Source organism: Salipiger marinus, assembly GCF_035481585.1.
In the GTDB taxonomy this organism is placed as follows: domain Bacteria; phylum Pseudomonadota; class Alphaproteobacteria; order Rhodobacterales; family Rhodobacteraceae; genus Salipiger; species Salipiger marinus.
This window is the reverse complement of record NZ_JAYKSL010000007.1, coordinates 213,393-231,482: the sequence shown is the minus strand read 5'-3', so window position 1 is coordinate 231,482 and position 18,090 is coordinate 213,393. Positions and strand designations below refer to the sequence as shown.

Annotated in this window: 14 protein-coding genes and 4 pseudogenes; 11 read left to right on the top strand and 7 right to left on the bottom strand. The window is 67.3% G+C overall.

From position 1 onward, the window contains the following. Positions 1 to 81: 81 nt before the first annotated feature. Positions 82 to 1,092, bottom strand: coding sequence for a TAXI family TRAP transporter solute-binding subunit (locus VK682_RS11870; RefSeq protein ID WP_324781972.1), 1,011 nt, complete (start codon positions 1,090 to 1,092; stop codon positions 82 to 84). A 65-nt stretch (positions 1,093 to 1,157) separates the two neighbouring features. Then, positions 1,158 to 2,171 carry a LysR substrate-binding domain-containing protein gene (locus VK682_RS11865; RefSeq protein WP_324781971.1) on the bottom strand — a complete coding sequence of 338 codons (1,014 nt, stop codon included), beginning with the start codon at positions 2,169 to 2,171 and terminating at the stop codon, positions 1,158 to 1,160. A 1,248-nt stretch (positions 2,172 to 3,419) separates the two neighbouring features. Between VK682_RS11865 and VK682_RS11860 the strand changes: the two genes are divergently transcribed. Beyond that, positions 3,420 to 4,043 (top strand): hypothetical protein, encoded by a 624-nt coding sequence (locus tag VK682_RS11860; protein WP_324781970.1) that lies wholly within the window; start codon positions 3,420 to 3,422, stop codon positions 4,041 to 4,043. Positions 4,044 to 4,198: 155 nt separating this feature from the next. Here the strand turns inward: VK682_RS11860 and VK682_RS11855 are convergent. From VK682_RS11855 to VK682_RS11845, 3 genes and pseudogenes are all read right to left on the bottom strand, one after another. Further along, positions 4,199 to 4,840 (bottom strand): annotated as a pseudogene (locus tag VK682_RS11855) (TRAP transporter large permease subunit); the annotation flags it as partial. A gap of 81 nt (positions 4,841 to 4,921) precedes the next feature. Further along, positions 4,922 to 5,449 carry a hypothetical protein gene (locus tag VK682_RS11850; protein ID WP_324781969.1) on the bottom strand — a complete coding sequence of 176 codons (528 nt, stop codon included), beginning with the start codon at positions 5,447 to 5,449 and terminating at the stop codon, positions 4,922 to 4,924. A gap of 308 nt (positions 5,450 to 5,757) precedes the next feature. Next, positions 5,758 to 5,906, bottom strand: a pseudogene (locus VK682_RS11845) (transposase); the annotation flags it as partial. 63 nt (positions 5,907 to 5,969) lie between these two features. On the opposite strand from VK682_RS11845, the pseudogene VK682_RS11840 reads away from it, so the two are divergent. Beyond that, positions 5,970 to 6,215 (top strand): annotated as a pseudogene (locus tag VK682_RS11840) (transposase); the annotation flags it as partial. Between the two features lie 61 nt (positions 6,216 to 6,276). Next, a pseudogene (locus VK682_RS27355) lies at positions 6,277 to 6,435 on the top strand (IS30 family transposase); the annotation flags it as partial. A gap of 68 nt (positions 6,436 to 6,503) precedes the next feature. Here the strand turns inward: VK682_RS27355 and VK682_RS11835 are convergent. Together VK682_RS11835 and VK682_RS11830 are read right to left on the bottom strand one after the other, a co-directional pair. Next, positions 6,504 to 6,674 (bottom strand): hypothetical protein, encoded by a 171-nt coding sequence (locus VK682_RS11835; RefSeq protein ID WP_324781968.1) that lies wholly within the window; start codon positions 6,672 to 6,674, stop codon positions 6,504 to 6,506. Positions 6,675 to 6,924: 250 nt separating this feature from the next. Then, complete coding sequence (locus tag VK682_RS11830; RefSeq protein ID WP_324781967.1) at positions 6,925 to 7,146, bottom strand: hypothetical protein; 222 nt, start codon at positions 7,144 to 7,146, stop codon at positions 6,925 to 6,927. Between the two features lie 549 nt (positions 7,147 to 7,695). Here VK682_RS11830 and VK682_RS11825 point away from each other — a divergent pair. The 8 genes from VK682_RS11825 (at position 7,696) to VK682_RS11790 (ending at position 18,090) form a co-directional block, all read left to right on the top strand. Continuing rightward, complete coding sequence (locus tag VK682_RS11825) at positions 7,696 to 7,911, top strand: hypothetical protein (protein WP_324781966.1); 216 nt, start codon at positions 7,696 to 7,698, stop codon at positions 7,909 to 7,911. Between the two features lie 424 nt (positions 7,912 to 8,335). Further along, positions 8,336 to 10,522 carry an FAD-dependent oxidoreductase gene (locus tag VK682_RS11820; protein ID WP_324781965.1) on the top strand — a complete coding sequence of 729 codons (2,187 nt, stop codon included), beginning with the start codon at positions 8,336 to 8,338 and terminating at the stop codon, positions 10,520 to 10,522. A gap of 25 nt (positions 10,523 to 10,547) precedes the next feature. Continuing rightward, positions 10,548 to 12,017: an aldehyde dehydrogenase family protein gene (locus VK682_RS11815; protein WP_324781964.1), complete on the top strand. Its 1,470-nt coding sequence runs from the start codon at positions 10,548 to 10,550 to the stop codon at positions 12,015 to 12,017. A 154-nt stretch (positions 12,018 to 12,171) separates the two neighbouring features. After that, positions 12,172 to 12,528: a cupin domain-containing protein gene (locus VK682_RS11810; RefSeq protein ID WP_324781963.1), complete on the top strand. Its 357-nt coding sequence runs from the start codon at positions 12,172 to 12,174 to the stop codon at positions 12,526 to 12,528. 336 nt (positions 12,529 to 12,864) lie between these two features. Then, positions 12,865 to 14,448: a dipeptide ABC transporter ATP-binding protein gene (locus VK682_RS11805; protein ID WP_324782006.1), complete on the top strand. Its 1,584-nt coding sequence runs from the start codon at positions 12,865 to 12,867 to the stop codon at positions 14,446 to 14,448. A gap of 39 nt (positions 14,449 to 14,487) precedes the next feature. Then, positions 14,488 to 16,146, top strand: coding sequence for a peptide ABC transporter substrate-binding protein (locus VK682_RS11800; RefSeq protein ID WP_324781962.1), 1,659 nt, complete (start codon positions 14,488 to 14,490; stop codon positions 16,144 to 16,146). Between the two features lie 80 nt (positions 16,147 to 16,226). After that, entirely contained in the window at positions 16,227 to 17,177 is a 951-nt protein-coding gene (locus VK682_RS11795) for an ABC transporter permease (protein ID WP_324781960.1), read from the top strand. Positions 17,178 to 17,217: 40 nt separating this feature from the next. Further along, the gene (locus tag VK682_RS11790; RefSeq protein ID WP_207543616.1) at positions 17,218 to 18,090 is read left to right on the top strand and encodes an ABC transporter permease; all 873 of its coding nucleotides are present in this window, start codon (positions 17,218 to 17,220) and stop codon (positions 18,088 to 18,090) included.

Here is an 18,090-nt window from a genome sequence, read left to right as displayed (position 1 = left end):
GGCGGTCCGGGTCCGGCCCGCGCGGCCGCGATGCCCGGCCCTGTCCCGGGCCGGGCGCGGTCGCGCAGGATCGGGGCGGTGTTACTCGGCCTGCAGCGCCTCGGGGATGGCGATGCCCTGTTCCTCGTAATAGCGCGCCGCACCGGGATGGACCGGCATGTTGGCGCCTGCGAAGGGATCGTCGGTATTGATCCGCGCCAGCAGGGCATTGGCCGCCTTCATCTCGTCGAGATTGTCGAAGAACGACCTGGTCAGCGCGTAGGCCGCTTCCTCGGAGAGATCCTTGTGAGCGCCCATCATCATCACGGTGACCATGATGTGCTGGTCGGCGTCGCCATTGACCTGCCCCTGATAAGTGCCTGCGGGCACGACATCGGTCCGCACCGACTGATCCGCGAGATAGGCGGCCCAACCCTCGCCCGCCACGACCTCTTCGGGCACGCCCAGCACCCGGATGTCACGCTGCAGGCTGAGTTCCTGCACCGACTGCTGGCCGATGGCGGCGGACATGATGAACATGTCGAACTGACCGTCCTGAAAGGCCTGGCTGGAAGCTTCCCAAGGCAGGCGGATCCCTTCGTAATCGGGGCCATCCTCGAAGCCGCCGGTCGCCTCGTGCACCATTCCACGGGCCTGATCGGTCGCGGCCCCGGCGGGCGGGCCGATATAGACGCGCTTGCCCCGGATATCTTCCCAGCGTTCAATGCCGCTGTCGGCCCAGACGATGGGATGGAACGAACCGCCGGGGAAGGTGAACAGCATCCGCATATTGGCGGCGAAGGTCTTGGCCTGATCCGCTGCTTGGGCATAAGGGCCGGCGCCGCGGGTCATCGCGCCATAGGCGGGGGGCGGCACTACTGCAAGGTCAAGCTGGCCTGCGCCCACCTTCATCGCCGAGCGGGTCAGCGCCTGCCCCAGCGAGACCTGCAGGTCATAGCCTGCATCGCTGGTGAACTGCGCCCATGTCTGCGGTACGATGCCGGTGAGCGAGGCGCTGCCCGCCCCCTCTATGCTCAACGTTTCGGACTGGGCCGGAAGCGCCGCGCTGGCACACGCCACCGCCACGCCGATGACTCTCAGGGTCTTGAACATCCGCTCTCCTCCGGTTTCAATTTCTCCTCTGGGGCGGAAGGCTATATCCTGCGCGCAGGAATGACCTATTCCTTATTGGCTTCTTCCATATCAATATTGGTATGAAGCGGGGCGCGGGACAGGCGCTCTCTCAGCATGCCCATAAGCATCCGGAGCGCCGGACCCTCGGGAGATCCGGGCAGCGTGGTCAGCCCCACCGGTCCCTTGAGGGCCGGGTCATGGATGGGCAGGATCACCACATGCCCTGCCGCCCGCGCGTCGGCCACCAGCGCCTCGACGGTCACCACCACATGCGCCGAAGCGCGGATGGTCTTGTTGACGAAGCCCGCATCGATGGATTCCAGCGCAAAATCGGGCGCGACAAAGCCACTTCTGAACAGGAAGCGCTCCAGCTCCTGCCGGATGATCGTGCCGGGGATCGGCGCAAGCATCGGCTCCCTCAGCAGCGCGCCGAGATCTGGCGTGGCGCCGCCCTGTGCAAAGGGATGGTCCGCCCCCACGGCAAAGACGATCGACTCGTCGTAAAGATGCTGGAAACTCAGCCCATGCATGGCATTGGAATCCGCGAGCCGCCCGATCACGACATCCAGCCCGCCCTGACGCAGCCGCGCCAGCAGGTCGGAATTGGCCCCCGAGATCACGCGCACCGTGCTGCGGGGATAGAGCGTCTGGAAATCCTCTACGATCTTCGGCAGGGTCAGGCCGCAGACATTGGGCAGGGCCCCGACCCGCAGCAGTTCGCGGCTGTAACCCATGTCCTGCGTCGCCTGCAGCCCCTCGGTGAGCAGCGCCATCGCCGCCTCCGCCGCATCGAAGAGCTTGCGGCCATGCGCGGTCAGGATCGCGCCGCGCTGCGACCTGTCGAACAGGCTGACATCCAGCGTCGCCTCCAGTTCGCGGATCGACCGCGAGACGGCGGGCTGGGTCAGGCCCAGCACCTCGGCTGCCGCCATGAAACTGCCGCGCTGCGCCACCTCCAGAAAGCAGCGGACCTGCCGAAAGCGCAGCCGGGACAAAAGTCGTGCGGGTGTGTTGATGGCATGTCTCCCGATTGCCTCTGCCCCCAGCTTTAGCGGCATTCAGGGCACACTGCCAAGCCGGGCGCCGCCGTCACAGGCCGCTGACCTGCCGCATCCGGGAACGCGGCGCGCGGAAGTCCGGCGGCTCTGGCCGTCCTGCTGTGACCGCGCAGAAGGTCCGTGCGGTGAAGCAGCCGACTCTTGCGCCCGCCCGGCCTCGGGATCCTTCCTCGCGCGGGCGACGGCACAGCCGCAACCGGGAGGGGAGACACAGACGAAGGCGCCCGCGCCGATCGCCCTCCAGCGCCGCGCCGCCTCCAACCGGTCGTGCAGGGTGGAGGACCGGCCGTTCAAGGTCATCCCCGCTGGGCCAGACACTGCGTGCAGGTTCCGGCCCAGACTTTCTGGCCGCGGAACGTGGCGCGCGCGGCCTCCCTCGCCGAAACCCCCGGAGCCTGCAGAGACCGGGCAGGGCGCCGCACCGGCCTCGGATTTCCTGCCCGCCTCCATGCTGCGCCGCGTCGATGGTTCGGAGAGCGGGCCGTCATACTGCCCGTCGCGGGCCGGATCGTGCGACAGCGGGTCAGAGTCCCCGGTCCTGCCTGACGAAACACCCGGCGCGCCACCGGAAGCGCGCAGCGGGCCCGAGCAGTGCCGCTGAGCGCTCGAGCTGGCGGCCTGCCGAGACCTTCGCGGCCGCAGGTCAGGTCGCGCGGGACACTGCCGGGCCGGTTCATGGCTGCTCGGCTCGGCAGCGGCGCGCGCGGTCTTTGCGCAGCTGCAGCGGTTGGCGAGGTATGGAAAACCCGGCTCGACAGGAGGGCGGCGGCTTTCCTACGGTCGTTTGTATGTCAATGGATTTCATCACGCCTTCCGCTTTCGTCACCCGCCCGCGCATGATGGCGGGGCGGGCAGGGCCGCGGCACGGTCCTGCTGCAGGCAGTGTGGCGCTTCCGCGACGCGCGCAGGCCCGGCGCGCTGGTCGTCTTCAGAGCGGGCGCCCAGGGACGCGTGGCGCGTCTGTTCATGACTTTAGCCCGGGCCCGCCGGGCGGGGCGGTGGAGGCGGTCCTGGTCTCATGCGGCTGCGATGCCGCAGCGGCGCAAGGCCGCGCTCCGGCCCGGGCCCTGTCACCCCCGGGGCCCGACCTGAGGCAGCCCATGCCTGCCCCGCAGCCAACAGGTTTTCCATAACGATACAGGATTTCGAGATGAGGTATTTCCGGACCGGTCAGGTGCCTGGCCTTTTGCGGCGCCGCGCGCCGCGAGCCTTGCCATCGCAGACCCTCTGCCGCGGCGGGGCCGCGACATGACGATGGCCCGGTCAGCGGCTGGCTGGTCGATCCTTGGCGCGTTGTCGCGCCTGCGCGGGCCGTGGCGGGGGCGGCAGTTCGGCGATCCGGGCCGTCCGCGCGCGATCTCGCCGCGCCTGACGGCGGCGGAGGCGGAGGCGCTGCGGGTGCGGCTGACCCCGGTGCTGGCGCGGCTGACGGCCGAACGCGCCGCCATCTTCCGCCGGGCCGAGACCGAGCTGAGGCTCAAGACCGGGGTGGCGGCGCTGGCGGGGCTGGGGCTGGGCTGGACCATGGGGGGCCTTCCGGGCGCGCTGGGGCTGGCGGCGCTGGCCGCAGTCTTTGCCGTGCTGCTGCTGGTGGGCCGGGTGCAGGAGGCGCCGTGCAGCATCGCCAAACATGTGATCCTGAACAAGATGGGGCAGATGCTGCATGGTCTCTCTTCGGTCGCGCCGGGGGCACGGGCGCAGGCCCTGCCGCTGGGGCGGATCGACAGCTGGCGGCTTTTTGGCCCCGTCCATACCGTCACCATCGACGACTGGCTCGAAGGCCTGCGCGACGGGCAGCGCGTCGCCGTGTCGCGCGTGGGGCCGCAGTTCGGCACCACAGGCAACCGCAGCACCGAAAACGGCGCTGGCTAGTGTTTCGTCGTCACCGAGAGCACCGCCCCCGAGGCACCCGACGACCTGTCCGACGCCCTCACCGTGGTTGTGGCCGAGGATGCCCCCGCGCAGGCGCGCGCTGCGCCGGGCCAGACGCATGGCCTGTCCGTAAGCCAGACCGGGGATGTCGGGTTTGATGCGCGTTCGGTCACCGAGGTAATGGCTGCATAGATCGAGCCCAGCACGAAGGTGGCGACCAGCAGCGGCAAGATCAGCCCCTTGAGAGGGCGGAGTTTCTCCGCCGCGGGGATGCTTTCTTTGGTGGGCGGGGGGCCATGCCTTCCGAGAGATAGGACCGCAGCAGCACATAGCCGACATAGAACGAGGCCAGCATCAGCCCGGGCAGGAAGGAGGCGGTGAAGAGGTCGCCGATCGAGATATTGGCCATAAGCCCGTACATGATCAGCACGATGGAAGGCGGGATCATCGCGCCCAGCGACCCGCCGGCGCAGACCACGCCGATGGCAAGGTTGCCGTCATAGCCCTGCCGCAGCATCTGGGGCAGGGCAATGAGGCCCAGCAGCACAATCTCGCCGCCGATGATGCCGGGCGGCGAGGATCACCGAGACGAAGATGGTCTGCATCGCGACCCCGCCCCGGATCCGCCCGCCGATCAGCTTCAGCGCGTCGAAGAGGTCGCGGGCCACGCCGGAGCGGTCGAGCATTGCAGCCATCAGCACGAACATCGGCACCGAGACGAAGATGAAGCTGTTGACGAAGGTGTAGATGCGGCTGGTGATCACCGTGATCGACATGGGGCCGAAGAACCCCAGCGCATCGACGCTGTCGCGCAACCAGGTCGCGGTCACGCGGAACATTCTCCTTTTTGGCAGAACGGGCGCCCGAAGACGGGTAGATCAGTTCAGACGAAGTTGGGTCACCGGATCGACCGGCGTCCCCTCGAACTCCAGGTTCACCTCACCGTCGATCATCGCGACGGTGATCTCTAGGGCGTTTCTCAGTAGCGATTTCACAAGTTGCTGCGCTTCTTCAGGCGGACACTTCAAGGCGTTTTCGGCCAGACCCTCTTCGGTGTCTGCTGCCCAGCGGGACAGATCATTTAACAGCCACTCCATCTGGTGGGATGGCACATCGGTGATGCGTTCAATCTCATCCAGAACCTCGTCTCCGCCTTCCGTCAGCAGATGCGGGCTGACAAGGCTGTTCCGGAGGCACTCGATGTCGTATTCGCCGAGGCCTTCCTTCTCCAAACCGGCGTTCCGGAGCCAACCTGCGATGGTTTCGCGCGACTGCCAACGGACGGTCCAGGTCTCTTCGCGCGCGCACCACTGCGCGGAGGTGAAGATCGACTTCTCGTATTCTTCGAAATGTACATGGATCGCGACGGAACGGTTGGTCGCCTCACGGATTTGAAACTTGGGCATGGGAGCATCCTTCTATCATCATTGTCTCCGACTGCAATTTTGACCGAGACGCTCGATGAGGGCGATAGCAGGGCTGGTCTCCGGTGTACCAGAAGGCAGGGTTATCCACATTATTCCGACATGGCCACGACAACGGCGCCGCCTCGAGGCGTGGCGCGGGGGAAATCGAACGTAGTCGCGTCGTTGAGCGCCGGGAAAATCCGGATTTTTCCTGACGGCAGCATCCCGACACATGGTCACTGACATGAGAAGTGGTCGCGCGTTTTCGAACCAGGTGGTCAGCTGTTGCGCCAATGAAGACTGCCCATGATGACATCGGCGCGCGGCTTCACCTCGCGGATTACCCGCTCGAGCGGATTGGTGGAGGGGATTGGAGGCCAGTGCTCCCGGGAAACAACATGTAAGCCAGCACGTCGTCGCGGGAGCAGTCCATTAGGGCGCCAAGCTTAGGCTGTTCTGGACCTGTCAAGGTTTGGTGCCGCTTCTTTGATCACGTAATGTGCAGCAAAGGAGATGAACCATGGGCACAGGCAGGACGGATGAATTTCGCAAGGATGCGGTGCGGATCGCGCTGACCAGTGGGCTTTCGCGGCGTCAGGTCGCGGATGATTTGGGGGTCGGCTTGTCGACCTTGAACAAGTGGGTGAACGCATATCGGGACACGGGTGTGGTCTCGGCCGAGGACCGCGAGCTGGCGCGGGAGAACGAACGGCTTCGGCGCGAGATCCGCGCTCTCAAGGAGGAGAGGGACATCCTAAAAAAAGCCACGGTGGGTTCAACCGGTCAGCGCAACATCATTGCTTTGAGATGTTCTGAAAGGACCCACGATGGCACGAACCGGTCGCCCTGGCTTGTCGCACGAACAGAAGGCTGAACTCTGGCGGCGTTGGAAGGCAGGGGAGACGCTCAGCGCGATTGGGCGTGCCCTGGGCAAGCACGCGGCCTCGGTGTTCGGTGTTGTCGCGGCGAAGGGAGGTTTTGCGCCGGTCGCCAGTATAGCGCGACAATCTGGATGAGACGCCGTATTGCCGCATCCAGAGATGTTCCTGTGGGATCATGTCGTTGCCTCAGCCATTTGTTCCTCGGGATTCTTGCTCCCGTCGATGTCAGGCTCGGCTGGTTCCCGATGACCCCTGTCGCGCGAAGCCTCCATATCGCGCAGCGCGTCAGGGGTCATCGGCGGGTGGGCGTGCCGGTTGACGCCGAACACCAGTACCCTGGCCATGTCTCCTCTCCAGATTTTCACGCGACGCTGCACCGTGCGGATCAACCCGTCAGGATAATCATCCGGATGAGCCGCCTGAAGCCTGCCCAGGAGCTCGCGCCCGGTTTGTGACGGATCTTCGTGGAACCACGCCTTGAGCTCGTCGGTGACCTTGGCCAGCGGATCGGGGCGGCGGCGCCCGCGGGGGCAAACGGTTTTTTTCGCGACGTGGGCCTGACCTCACCTTCCTTCCAGGCATGGCGCAGACCACTCAGGAAAGCTTCGACGTCCGCCTTCCGGGCGAGATGTGCAGTCCCTCCTCCGCCAGCAGCCTGGCAAGCATCCCCCAGCTAAATCCACTCAGCTTCAGCTGACTCAGTACCCGCCGCAGTTCGACAATCCGAAAAACCAGCGGGACGGGCCAGTCCGGAGAAAGGGCTTCGGCCTGGGCGATGAGCCGCTCGCTCAGCGGCGGCATCGGGGGCTGGGACATCGGCGGCTCGCTCTTGTGTATGCTCAGAATGTATCTGTGCATGCAGGCGGAAAATTCAGCCCCAAACCGATATAAGCTGCTGAATTTATTATGATTTCGTGTTCTCACGAGTCGGCCTTATGCTGGGCGCCAGTTTGGGGGGCAACACCAATGCAGGGAGACCGCCCAGCCCAGCACGGATCGCCGCCGACGCTGCACCCGTCCTGCAGGGTGCCTCCTCTGTTGTACCAGCCCTGGTGGCTCCGTGATGCTGCACGATGCCTCCGTGATGCAGAACCGGTGCAACAGAAAGACGTGCAGGTGCAGGGGCGAAGCAACATCTGCAGAGCAAGACACCTCGGACCGCCGGGGTAAAACCTTTTGATGGAGGCTTCATGGCCCGCCCCCGCAAATCCGCTGCCGACATGCGTTTCCGCTGGGATGCGCTTTACGTCACCGCCGCCGAGCGCGCCGCCATTGCCGGGGCGGCCAGAGCCGCGGGCCAGTCGGTCCGGGCCGCGCCTTTTCCGCCGCGAACCGCCTCCGGAGATCCTGCGCGGCAATCCCGCAATGGCGCGCGGCGCGATCCGGCTCGCGCCCGGAGCCCTGAAATACCGCTCAGCTGTGCTGTCCTACGCGGCGGAGGACATCGACACCCTCAAATCCAATGCAGGTGACCCGGCTTTGCGCGGTGCCGTCAGTCTCGCGCTGGCGCTCTGCCTGGTGATCGGCTTCGCCGGGGTTCCGGTCCGCTTCAGCGCTAGCCCAACCGCCGACGTGCCGTAATCGATCCGCTCGGGGCGGTCTGGGAGCCGATGCTGCTGCCGATCTTCGAAGGCGATCCGGCCGTCCAAGCCGCGACGCTCCTTCGCCATCTACAGATGGCCGATCTGGATGCCTTCCCGATAACCTGACCTAGCGAAATCAGGGCCGCCGCGTCCGCCACTGGCGTGCCCTGCACGGTCCAGAGTGCCTCGTGATCTTCCGGCAGGCGCTTGGGCCGGGCGGTGCCGTGGCGTCCCCGGTTCCGGATGCAGCGTGATCCTGTCGAGGGGGGCCGACCGGTGCGGTGCGGGATCGAGCCACAATCTGCTGCAAGCTGCCGCGTCGCGCGCAGGCTGCGCTGCCGAGCGTCTTGTTTTCGGCAGGATGCGATGGCGGGGATGGCGTAGTCTGGTCCTTGACCAGACGAGGACGGGAGAGGCGGATCATGCGCGAAAGCGGGGCGACCGGCGGCAGGGCCCGGCCTGACGCGGCGGAGGTCGGGCAGCTGACAGAGATCTGGCGCTATCCGGTCAGTTCGCTGGCGGGCGAACGGCTGGCCTCGGTGCGTCTGACCCCTGAGGGTGTCGAGGGTGACCGGGCCTGCGGTATCTTCGCGCGGGAGACTGGCGCGAACATCTATCCGGCCCGGGATGCCCGCTGGAATGCGGCGCCGCTGGCCTCGGCGCGTCTGGTCGACGGACGCCTTGAGATCAAGGCGGGGGGCGGGGCGTGGATGGCCGCGCCCGCTGCGGCTGAGCGGCTGACCGAGGTCTTTGGCCATGCGGTCGAGCTGCGCGCCTATGACGGCACCGACCGGCCGCGCTACGGGCGGGCTCCGCTGCATCTGCTGAGCCAGCAGGCGCTGCACAGCCTGCGCCGGCATCTGCCCGGCAGCGCGATCGACGCGCGGCGGTTCCGGCCCAATCTTCTGGTCGATCTGCCGCATCTGGCCGGGGATATTCCGGAATACGCGCTGCTGGGGCGGGAGTTCACCTTGGGCGGGATGCGGCTGCGCGGCACGGTGCCCTGCGGGCGCTGCGGATTCACGACGCTGCCAGCGGACGAGCTTCCGCGGGATCCGGACATCCTGCGCGCGCTTGTCCGCCAGTATGAACGCAATTTCGGCATCTATTGCGAGGTGCTTGAGGAAGGCGTGATCGAGCTGGGGGCGACGCTGCGCCTTGCGGCGCCGCCCAAGCGGGTCGTGATCGTCGGCGGCGGGCAGGCGGGCGCGACCTCCGCCCGGGCGCTGCGGCGGCTTGGCCATGCCGGACCGATCCGGATCCTCGCCGAAGAACGCCATCTGCCCTATGAACGGCCGCCGCTCTCCAAGGCCGGAGCACCGGCGGCAGTGATCCTTGGCGCCGAGGAGGCGGTGCGGTCGGGGATCGCCGTGGATCTCGGCACTCCCGCCGCCGCGCTGGATCTGCAGGCACGACAGGTTGAGACGGCGGAGGGCGAGGTCATCCCCTATGACACGCTCATTCTGGCGACCGGCGGGCGCGCGCGGCGGCTGCCCGGCCTGAACCGGGGCCATGGCCGGGTGCACGCGCTGCGCCTGCGCGAGGATGCGGAACGCCTGTGGCAGGTGCTGCAGCCGGGGGTGCGGCTTTTCATCCTCGGGGGAGGCTGGATCGGGATGGAACTGGCCGCGGCGGCGCGGAGGGCCGGGGCCGAGGTTGACCTGTTCCTCAGGGGCGACAGGCTTGCCCCGCGGGTGCTGCCCGGCATCGTCGCTGATGCGCTTGCGGATCTGCACCGCGCGAACGGCGTCCGGCTGCATTTTGGCGCGGATCCGGCCTTTGAAGAACACGCGGACCGCATCGCCTGCCGCAGCGGCGGGCAGGATCTGAGCGCGGATCACCTGCTGGTCGCGATCGGCATGGTGGCCAATGACGGGATTGCCCGCCGGGCGGGGCTGGACTGCGCCGACGGGATCATCACGGACGAAAGCGGCGCCACGCGCGATCCTGCGGTCTTCGCCATCGGCGACGTGGCGCGTCCGCCGGGGGGCCGGATCGAATCCTGGCAGAATGCCGAGCGGCAGGCCGAAGCCGTCGCCCGCCATATCCTTGGCCTGAGCCCGCCTCCATCGGAACCGCCGCGCTTCTGGTCCGAGCAGTTCGGGCGGCGGTTGCAAATCATCGGCCGCCCGTCGCCCGAGGCGCCGCTGGTGACCGAGGCCGAGGGGTTCTGGGATTTCGGCCATTTCGCCATCGGCCTTGACCGCCCCGAGCAGATCCACCGCGTCGCCCGGCGGATGAGGGAGGCCCCCCGCGCCAGCACGGCAGCCGCCCCGGTCGCGCCGGTGGCGCGGAGGCGGCATCGCCTCTGCGCCGCGGAGGATCTGCCCGAGGGGGCGCTGGTGCGGATCGCGCATCCGGGGCACGGGCCGCTTTGTGCCACGCGCCAGAACGGCCGCGTTCATGTGACCGACGACCGCTGCCCCCATGCCGTCGCCGCCCTGTCCGAGGGCTTCGTGGACGGCGGGCGGCTGATCTGCCCGCTGCATTTCGCCGAATTCGACCTGACGGATGGCAGCCCGCATCACGCCCCCGAAGGCTGCGGCGCGCTGCGGATCCACCCGGCAACGGAGCAGGACGGCCAGATCCTCGTCGATCTGCCGTGCTGAACATCAAACAGAAAAGGGGCCAGAAATGACCGAGATCGTAGACATGCTGGCGCGCCGCGGCAGGCTTGAGCGGGCCTTCATCGGCGGTGACTGGGTCACCCCGCAGGGGCAGGCCACCTGCGAGGTGGTGAACCCCGCGACCGAGGCCGCGCTCTGCCGCATCCGTCTGGGCACTGCCGCCGATGCCGACCGCGCGGTGACGGCGGCCACTTCGGCCTTCCCGGGCTGGAGCGACAGCGCCCCCGCCACCCGCGCGGCCCTGCTGGGCCGGATCGAGACGCTGATGGACGCGCAGGCAGAGACGCTGGCCGAGTGCATGAGCCTCGAAATGGGGGCGGCGCGCAGCTATGCGCGGAGCGCTCAGGTGCCGCTTGCCATGGCCCATGTGCGGACCGCGCGCGAGGTTCTGGAGGGGTTCGAGTTCCAGTCGCCACGCGGGACCACCGCGATCCGGCACGAGCCGATCGGCGTCTGCGCGCTGATTACCCCGTGGAACTGGCCGCTTTACCAGATCACCGCAAAGCTCGCCCCGGCCCTCGCCGCAGGCTGCTGCGTGGTGCTGAAACCGTCCGAGCTGGCGCCGCTCAGCGCGCTGCTGCTGGCCGACCTGATCGCGGAGGCGGGCTGTCCGCCCGGCGTCTTCAATCTGGTGCAGGGCGACGGCCCCGGCGTCGGCGCCGCGCTGGCAGCACATCCCGGCGTGGACATGATCTCGATCACCGGCTCCATGCGGGCCGGGATCGAGGTCGCGCGCGCCGCCGCCCCGACCCTCAAGCGCGTGACGCAGGAGCTGGGCGGCAAGTCGCCCAATATCCTCCTTCCGGATGCCGATCTTGCGCGCGCGGTGCCGCCGGGCGTGGCGGCGGCCATGCGCAATCTGGGGCAGTCCTGCAGCGCGCCGACCCGGATGATCGTGCCGCGCGCCGCGCTGCCGCAGGTCGAGGATCTGGCGCGGGAGGCTGCGGCACAGATCGTGGTCGGCGATCCCTTCGACCCAAAGGCGACGCATGGCGCCATCGCCAACCGCGCGCAGTTCGACCGCATCCAGACCTTGATCGGCGTCGGCATCGACGAGGGCGCGCGCCTTGTCACCGGCGGCCCCGGGCGGCCGGACGGGCGGGAGACCGGGTTCTTCGTCCGGCCCACGGTCTTTTCGGACGTCCGCACCGACATGCGCATCGCGCAGGAGGAGATCTTCGGCCCCGTCCTGTGCCTGATCCCCTATGACGATGTGGACGAGGCCGTGCGCATCGCCAATGACACACGCTTCGGCCTTGGCGCGCATGTGCAGGGCACCGACCCCGCGCAGGCGCGGGCCGTCGCGGGGCGCATCCGTGCGGGGCAGGTGCATCTGAACTATCCCGCATGGGATCCGCACGCGCCCTTTGGCGGCTACAAGCAGTCGGGCAATGGCCGCGAATACGGGCGCGAGGGGCTGCTGGAATATCTCGAGGTGAAATCCATCCTTGGCTTTTACGCGCCCGCAGCGTCCTGACCGCAGATTGCGCCGCGTCAGGCCCCCACATCGCCATCATCGGCTGCCTGCCGCGCGGATTCGGCACCGAACGCCTCGGCCAAAGGGCGAGGCTTGAGCCAGAACAACAAGGCCGCAGCCAAATGGCGGCCATCCCCAGCAGGAGCCCCGCAGCATGTCGAACCTGATCACCATTGATCCGAATCCCAGCTTCGTCCCCAAGGAGTCGCAGGCCGCGCCCGAGCGTCTGATCTCGGGCACGCCCAGCTTCAAGTCCTGGCCGCAGGATGCCTCGCGCGGGGAGAAGGTCCTGACCGGGGTGTGGGAGGCGACGCCGGGCGAGACGCATTCGATCAAGGGCACGATGTTCGAATACTGCCACATCCTGTCGGGCCGGATCGAGATCGAGGAGACGGACGGCGCGACGCAGGCCTTCGGGCCGGGCGACAGCTTCGTGATGAAGCCCGGCTTCGTCGGCGTCTGGCGCACGATCGAGACCGTCCGCAAGATCTATGTGTGCGTCTACGACTGACCGGTCGGCGCGGCAGCATATGCCATCGTCACGTCGCATTACGGTCGATCCTGCCGCAGGATCGGCGGATTCGACAGGATGTCCGCCCCTGGCGGGTCAAGCATGAGAGGCGGGCAGCCCCAAGGCGCGGCCCTTTCCTCTTCAGCGGAGTGTCAGCCCAATGAACGAGATCACCCACACCCAGCCTCGCCCCGCAGGATCCAAGCCGGAGCGGACCGCATGATGACCCGGCCCGGGATCCTCCCCCCTGCCACCCCCGCCCCCGCCCCCGCCCCCGAGACTGGCGCAGAGATCGCGCTGTCCGTCCGCGGCCTGACCATCGCGCTGCCAAAAAGCATGGAGCGCCGCTTCGCCGTGGAGGACGTGTCCTTCGACCTGCGTCGCGGCCAGATCCTCTGCGTGGTGGGCGAATCCGGGTCCGGCAAGTCGGTGACCGCGAACACGCTTCTGGGGCTTTTGCCGCGGGCGATGAAGACTACCGCCGGGTCGATCACGCTGGAGGGGCGCGAGGTCATCGGCATGGGTGCCGAAGATCTGCGCGATCTGCGCGGGCGGGTCGTCTCGATGATCTTTCAGGATCCGCTCTCGGCGCTGAACCCGCTGATGACGGTCGGCGCGCAGGTCGACGAGGCGATGGCCGCCCATGGGATCGGCACCCCCGACACGCGCCGGACCAGCACGATCGCGCTGCTGCAGGAAGTGGGGCTGCCCGACCCCGCGCTGATGTATCATCAGTATCCGTTCCGCCTGTCCGGCGGGCAGCGCCAGCGGGTGATGATCGCGATGGCGCTGGCGCTGGAGCCGACGATCCTGATCGCGGACGAGCCGACCACCGCGCTTGACGTGACCACGCAGGCGCAGATCCTGACGCTGATCCGCGACATCCAGCGCCGCAAGGGCATGAGCGTGATGTTCATCACCCATGATTTCGGCGTCGTCGCCGAGATCGCCGACAGCGTGGTGGTGATGGAAAAGGGCCATGTCGTCGAGGAAGGCCCCGCCGACCGGGTGCTTCGCGCGCCGCGTCACGAATATACGCAGCGGCTGATCGCGGCGGTGCCCCATCTGCGCGGCGACGACCGGCCCAAGCCCGCAGGCGCAGAGGAGGCGCCGGTGCTGGAGGTCCGGAACCTCGTGAAGACCTATGCCAGCGGCAGCGCGCTTCTGCGCACCCGCCGGGTCGTGCCAGCGGTGCAGGACGTCTCGTTCCGGCTGGCGCGCGGCAGCACGCTGGGGATCGTGGGCGAAAGCGGGTCGGGCAAATCCTCGCTTGGGCGGCTGCTGGTCCGGCTGATGGAGGCCGATAGCGGCCAGATCCTGTTCGAGGGCGAGGACATCGCGCCGCTGCCTGAACCCAAGTTCCGCAGCTTCCGCCAGAAGATCCAGATGATCTTTCAGGATCCCTTCGCCTCGCTCAATCCGCGCATGACGGTCGGCACGATCCTGACCGTGGGGCCCATGGCCTATGGGGTGAAGGCCAGCGATGCCCGCGCGCAGGCGCATGAGATGCTGCAGCTCGTGGGACTCGATCGGGGGGCCTTCGGGCGCTATCCGCACGAATTTTCGGGCGGGCAGCGCCAGCGCATCGGCATCGCCCGCGCGTTGATGTTCCGGCCGCGCCTTCTGGTCGCGGACGAGGCGGTCTCGGCGCTCGACGTGTCGATTCAGGCGCAGATCCTCGAACTGCTGGAGCGCATCCAGCGCGAGACCGGCGTCTCCATGGTCTTCATCACGCATGATCTGCGCGTGGCCAGCCAGATCTGCGACGAGATCGCGGTCATGCACAAGGGCCGCATCGTCGAACACGGGCCGCCCTCGCAGATCTTCATGTCCCCCCGCTCGGACTACACGCGCGAACTGGTGGCCGCCATTCCGGGAGAGGATTTCCAGCGCGGCGCGACCGCGGTGGCACTGACCTGACAACGACAACAAACGCCTAACAACATGGGAGCCGACAAGATGACCAAGGACCTCAAGACCCAGCTTTCACGGCGCCACGCGCTTGGCATGATGGGGGCAGGCGCCGCCGCGCTGTTCACACCCAACCTTCTGGGCAGGCCCGCCTTTGCGCAGACGCCGCCCGACAGCCCCACGGGGCGCGTGATCGTCGGCCTGTCGCAGGAGCCCACCGTCTTCAACCCGCTGATGCCCAAGATCGAGGTGGACGACAACGTGCATTTCTCGATCTTCGACGCGCTGTTTCGCATCGACGCGACGGGCGAGATCGTGCCCAACCTCGCGACCGAAGTGCCGACGCTGGAAAACGGCGGCATTTCCGAAGACGGGCTGGAATGGCGCGTCCGCCTGCGCGAGGATGTGAAATGGCACGATGGCGAGCCGTTCACCGCCGAGGACGTGAAATTCACGCTGGAGCTGATCGTCGATCCCGACTTCCGCGCATGGCGCACCAGCGGCCACGATCTGGTGCGCGACATCACGGTTGTCTCCCCGACCGAGATCAGCTGGCGGATGGAAGAGCCCTTCGCGCCCTACCTGTCCTTCCTGACCGAAACCTTCATCGTGCCCGCGCATATCCTCGCCGCAGCGGGGAATCCGAACGAGGCGCCCTTCAACCTTCAGCCGGTCGGCACCGGTGCCTTCAAATGGGGTGAACGGACCGCGGGCGACAACCTGACCCTCGTCGCCAATCCCGACTATCACGGCGACGGGCCGTATATCGAAGAGCTGATCTTCCGCTACATCCCCGACATGACGGTGCTGTTCACGCAGTTCCAGAGCGGATCCATCGACGTGGTGGGCCGGTCCTACATCACGCAGGACAATTACGAGGCGGCCCAAGCCCTGCCGGACCGTCAGGTCGATCTGGTGCCGGCGCCATCGGTCGAGTCGATCTACCTCAACCTCGAGCGGCCGCAGTTTCAGGATCCGGCCGTGCGTCAGGCGCTTTATCACGCGCTCGACCGCGCCTCGATCATCGACGTGCTTTATTACGGCCTGCCCAAGGCGACGGAAACCTTCATGCCGCCGCAGTCCATGTATTATCACGATGGCCTGCCGTCGCAGGAGTTCAATCTGGACCGCGCCCGCGAGATCCTTGACGAGGCGGGCTGGATGCCCGGTTCTGACGGCGTGCGCGAGAAGGACGGCGTGCGGCTGGAATTCACCAACTCGACCACGACCGGCGCGCATCTGCGCGAGCAGACCCAGCAGTTCGTCCAGCAGACCTTCGCCGAGATCGGCGTGCGGATGAACATCGAGAACATGCCCGCCGCCGTGATGTGGGGCGATCACTGGGTCCTGTCGCAGTTCGACACGGTCATGGTGGGCATCACCTACCTGATCGCCGCCGATCCGGACGTCACCAACCGCTTCCACACCGATGCCATTGCGGCGCAGGGCGGAAACGGCTCGAACACCGGCCAGTATTCCAACCCCGAGGTGGATGCGCTGCTCGAAAAAGGCGCCCGCACCTTCGATCCCGAAGAGCGCAAGGCCATCTACCGCGAGGCGCAGGAGATCATCCGCGGCGAGCTGCCGTTCCTGCCGCTGTTCTCCTACACGCAGGTCTATGGCCGCAAGGCGGGGCTGGAGGGGTTCGTGCCCAACACCAACACCCGCAGCGAAACGTGGAACGCCGCCAGCTGGTACTGGAGCTGACGACCGCCGCTGCCCGCGCGTCGCGCGCGGGCAGCCTGCGCTGGCGACGGCGCGCCCGCTAGTCCCGCAAGGAGGGGAACATGGCTGCATTCCTGCTCAGACGCCTGCTGCAAAGCATCGTGCTGCTGGGGATCGTCTCGATCATCGGCTTCACGGTGCTGAACCTGATCCCGGGCGGCCCCTTGGCGCAATACGCGCTTGATCCCGGCATGACCGAGGCCGACCGTCTGCGGATCGCCGCGCAGATGGGCCTCGACCGGCCGCTTTACGTGCAATACCTCGAATGGGCCTCGCGCATGGTGCAGGGGGACTGGGGCACGTCCTATCGCGACGGCAACGCGGTGCTGACCGTGATCGCCCGCCATGTTCCCGCGACGCTGCTGCTGATGGGATCGTCCACGGTCATCGCGGTGGGGGTCGGCACTTGGATCGGCATCCGGGGCGCGACGCATCGCAACTCGGTGCTGGATTACATGTCGACGGTCGGGGCGATGATCGCGCTGTCGATCCCGACCTTCTGGTTCGGCCTGATCGGCATCTACGTCTTCTCGCTGCGGCTTGGCTGGCTGCCCTCGGGCAACATGTATACGATCGGCGACGGGTCACTGCTGAACATGCTGCACCATCTCATCATGCCCTCTGTCGTGCTGGCGCTGGTCCATATCGCGATCTGGAGCCGCTTCATGCGCTCGGCCACGCTGGACGCGATCAGTCAGGAATTCGTCAAGACGGCGCGGGCCAAGGGCGTGCCCGAACGGCGCGTCGTCATGAAACATGTCGTGGGCAACGCGCTGCTGCCGATGATCAGTCTGGCGGGCGTGCAGGTGCCCTCGCTGCTGACCGGCGCGCTGGTGACCGAAACCGTGTTCAGCTGGCCCGGCATGGGGCGGCTGTTCCTCGATAGCCTGAGCTACAGCGACTATCCGGTGGTGATGGGCCTGCTGATGTTCTCGGCCATCCTGACGATTGTCGCCAACTTCATCGCCGATGTCACCGTGGCATTGGTCGATCCGCGCATCCGCCTTGCCTGATGGCCGGCACCGGGAAACGAAAGGCTGCACCATGACCGCGATGACGGCATCCCTCCCTCCCCAAACGCGCTGGTGGCAGAGCCGCGTCGTGCGGCGCTTCACCCGCAACTGGCTGGCGCTTCTGGGGCTCGCCATGATCACCCTGCTGACGCTGGCCTGCATCTTCGGGCCGGCGCTGCTGCCCTACGATTCGCTTTACGTCGATCTGCGGGCGCGCTTTTCAGCGCCCCTGACCGGGGATCACTACCTTGGCACCGACCCGCTGGGGCGCGACATCGCGGCACGGCTGCTGATGGCGGGCCGCATCTCGCTGATGGTGGGCTTCTTCGCGATGCTGCTGGCGACGCTTCTGGGCACGCTGGTCGGCGTCATCGCGGGCTATAGCGGCGGCTGGGTCAACGCGGTGCTGATGCGGACGGTGGACGGGTTCCTGTCCTTCCCGACGATCTTTCTGCTGCTGGCGCTGGCGGTCGCGCTGCAGCCCACGCCAGTGATGATCACCCTCATCATCGCCCTGACCGGCTGGATGGAGGTCGCCCGCATCGTCGAGGCCGAGGTCCGCTCGCTCAAGGAGCGGGAATTCGTGATGGCAGGCCGGATGCTGGGCCTCAGCCGCACGCATATCATGTTCCGCGAGATCCTGCCGAACGCCATGGGCCCGATCATCGTGGCCGCCACGCTGACCGTCGCCCGCGCGATCCTGCTCGAAGCCTATGTCAGCTTCCTCGGCTTCGGCATCCAGCCGCCGCTGCCCAGCTGGGGCAACATGCTGAACGGCGCGCAGCAATATCTGGGCACGGCGCCTTGGCTTGCCATCATCCCGGGCGCGGCGATCACCATCGCGGTGACCAGTTTCAACTTCATCGGCGACGGGCTGCGCGATGCGCTCGACGTGCGCAACGACACTCTGTGA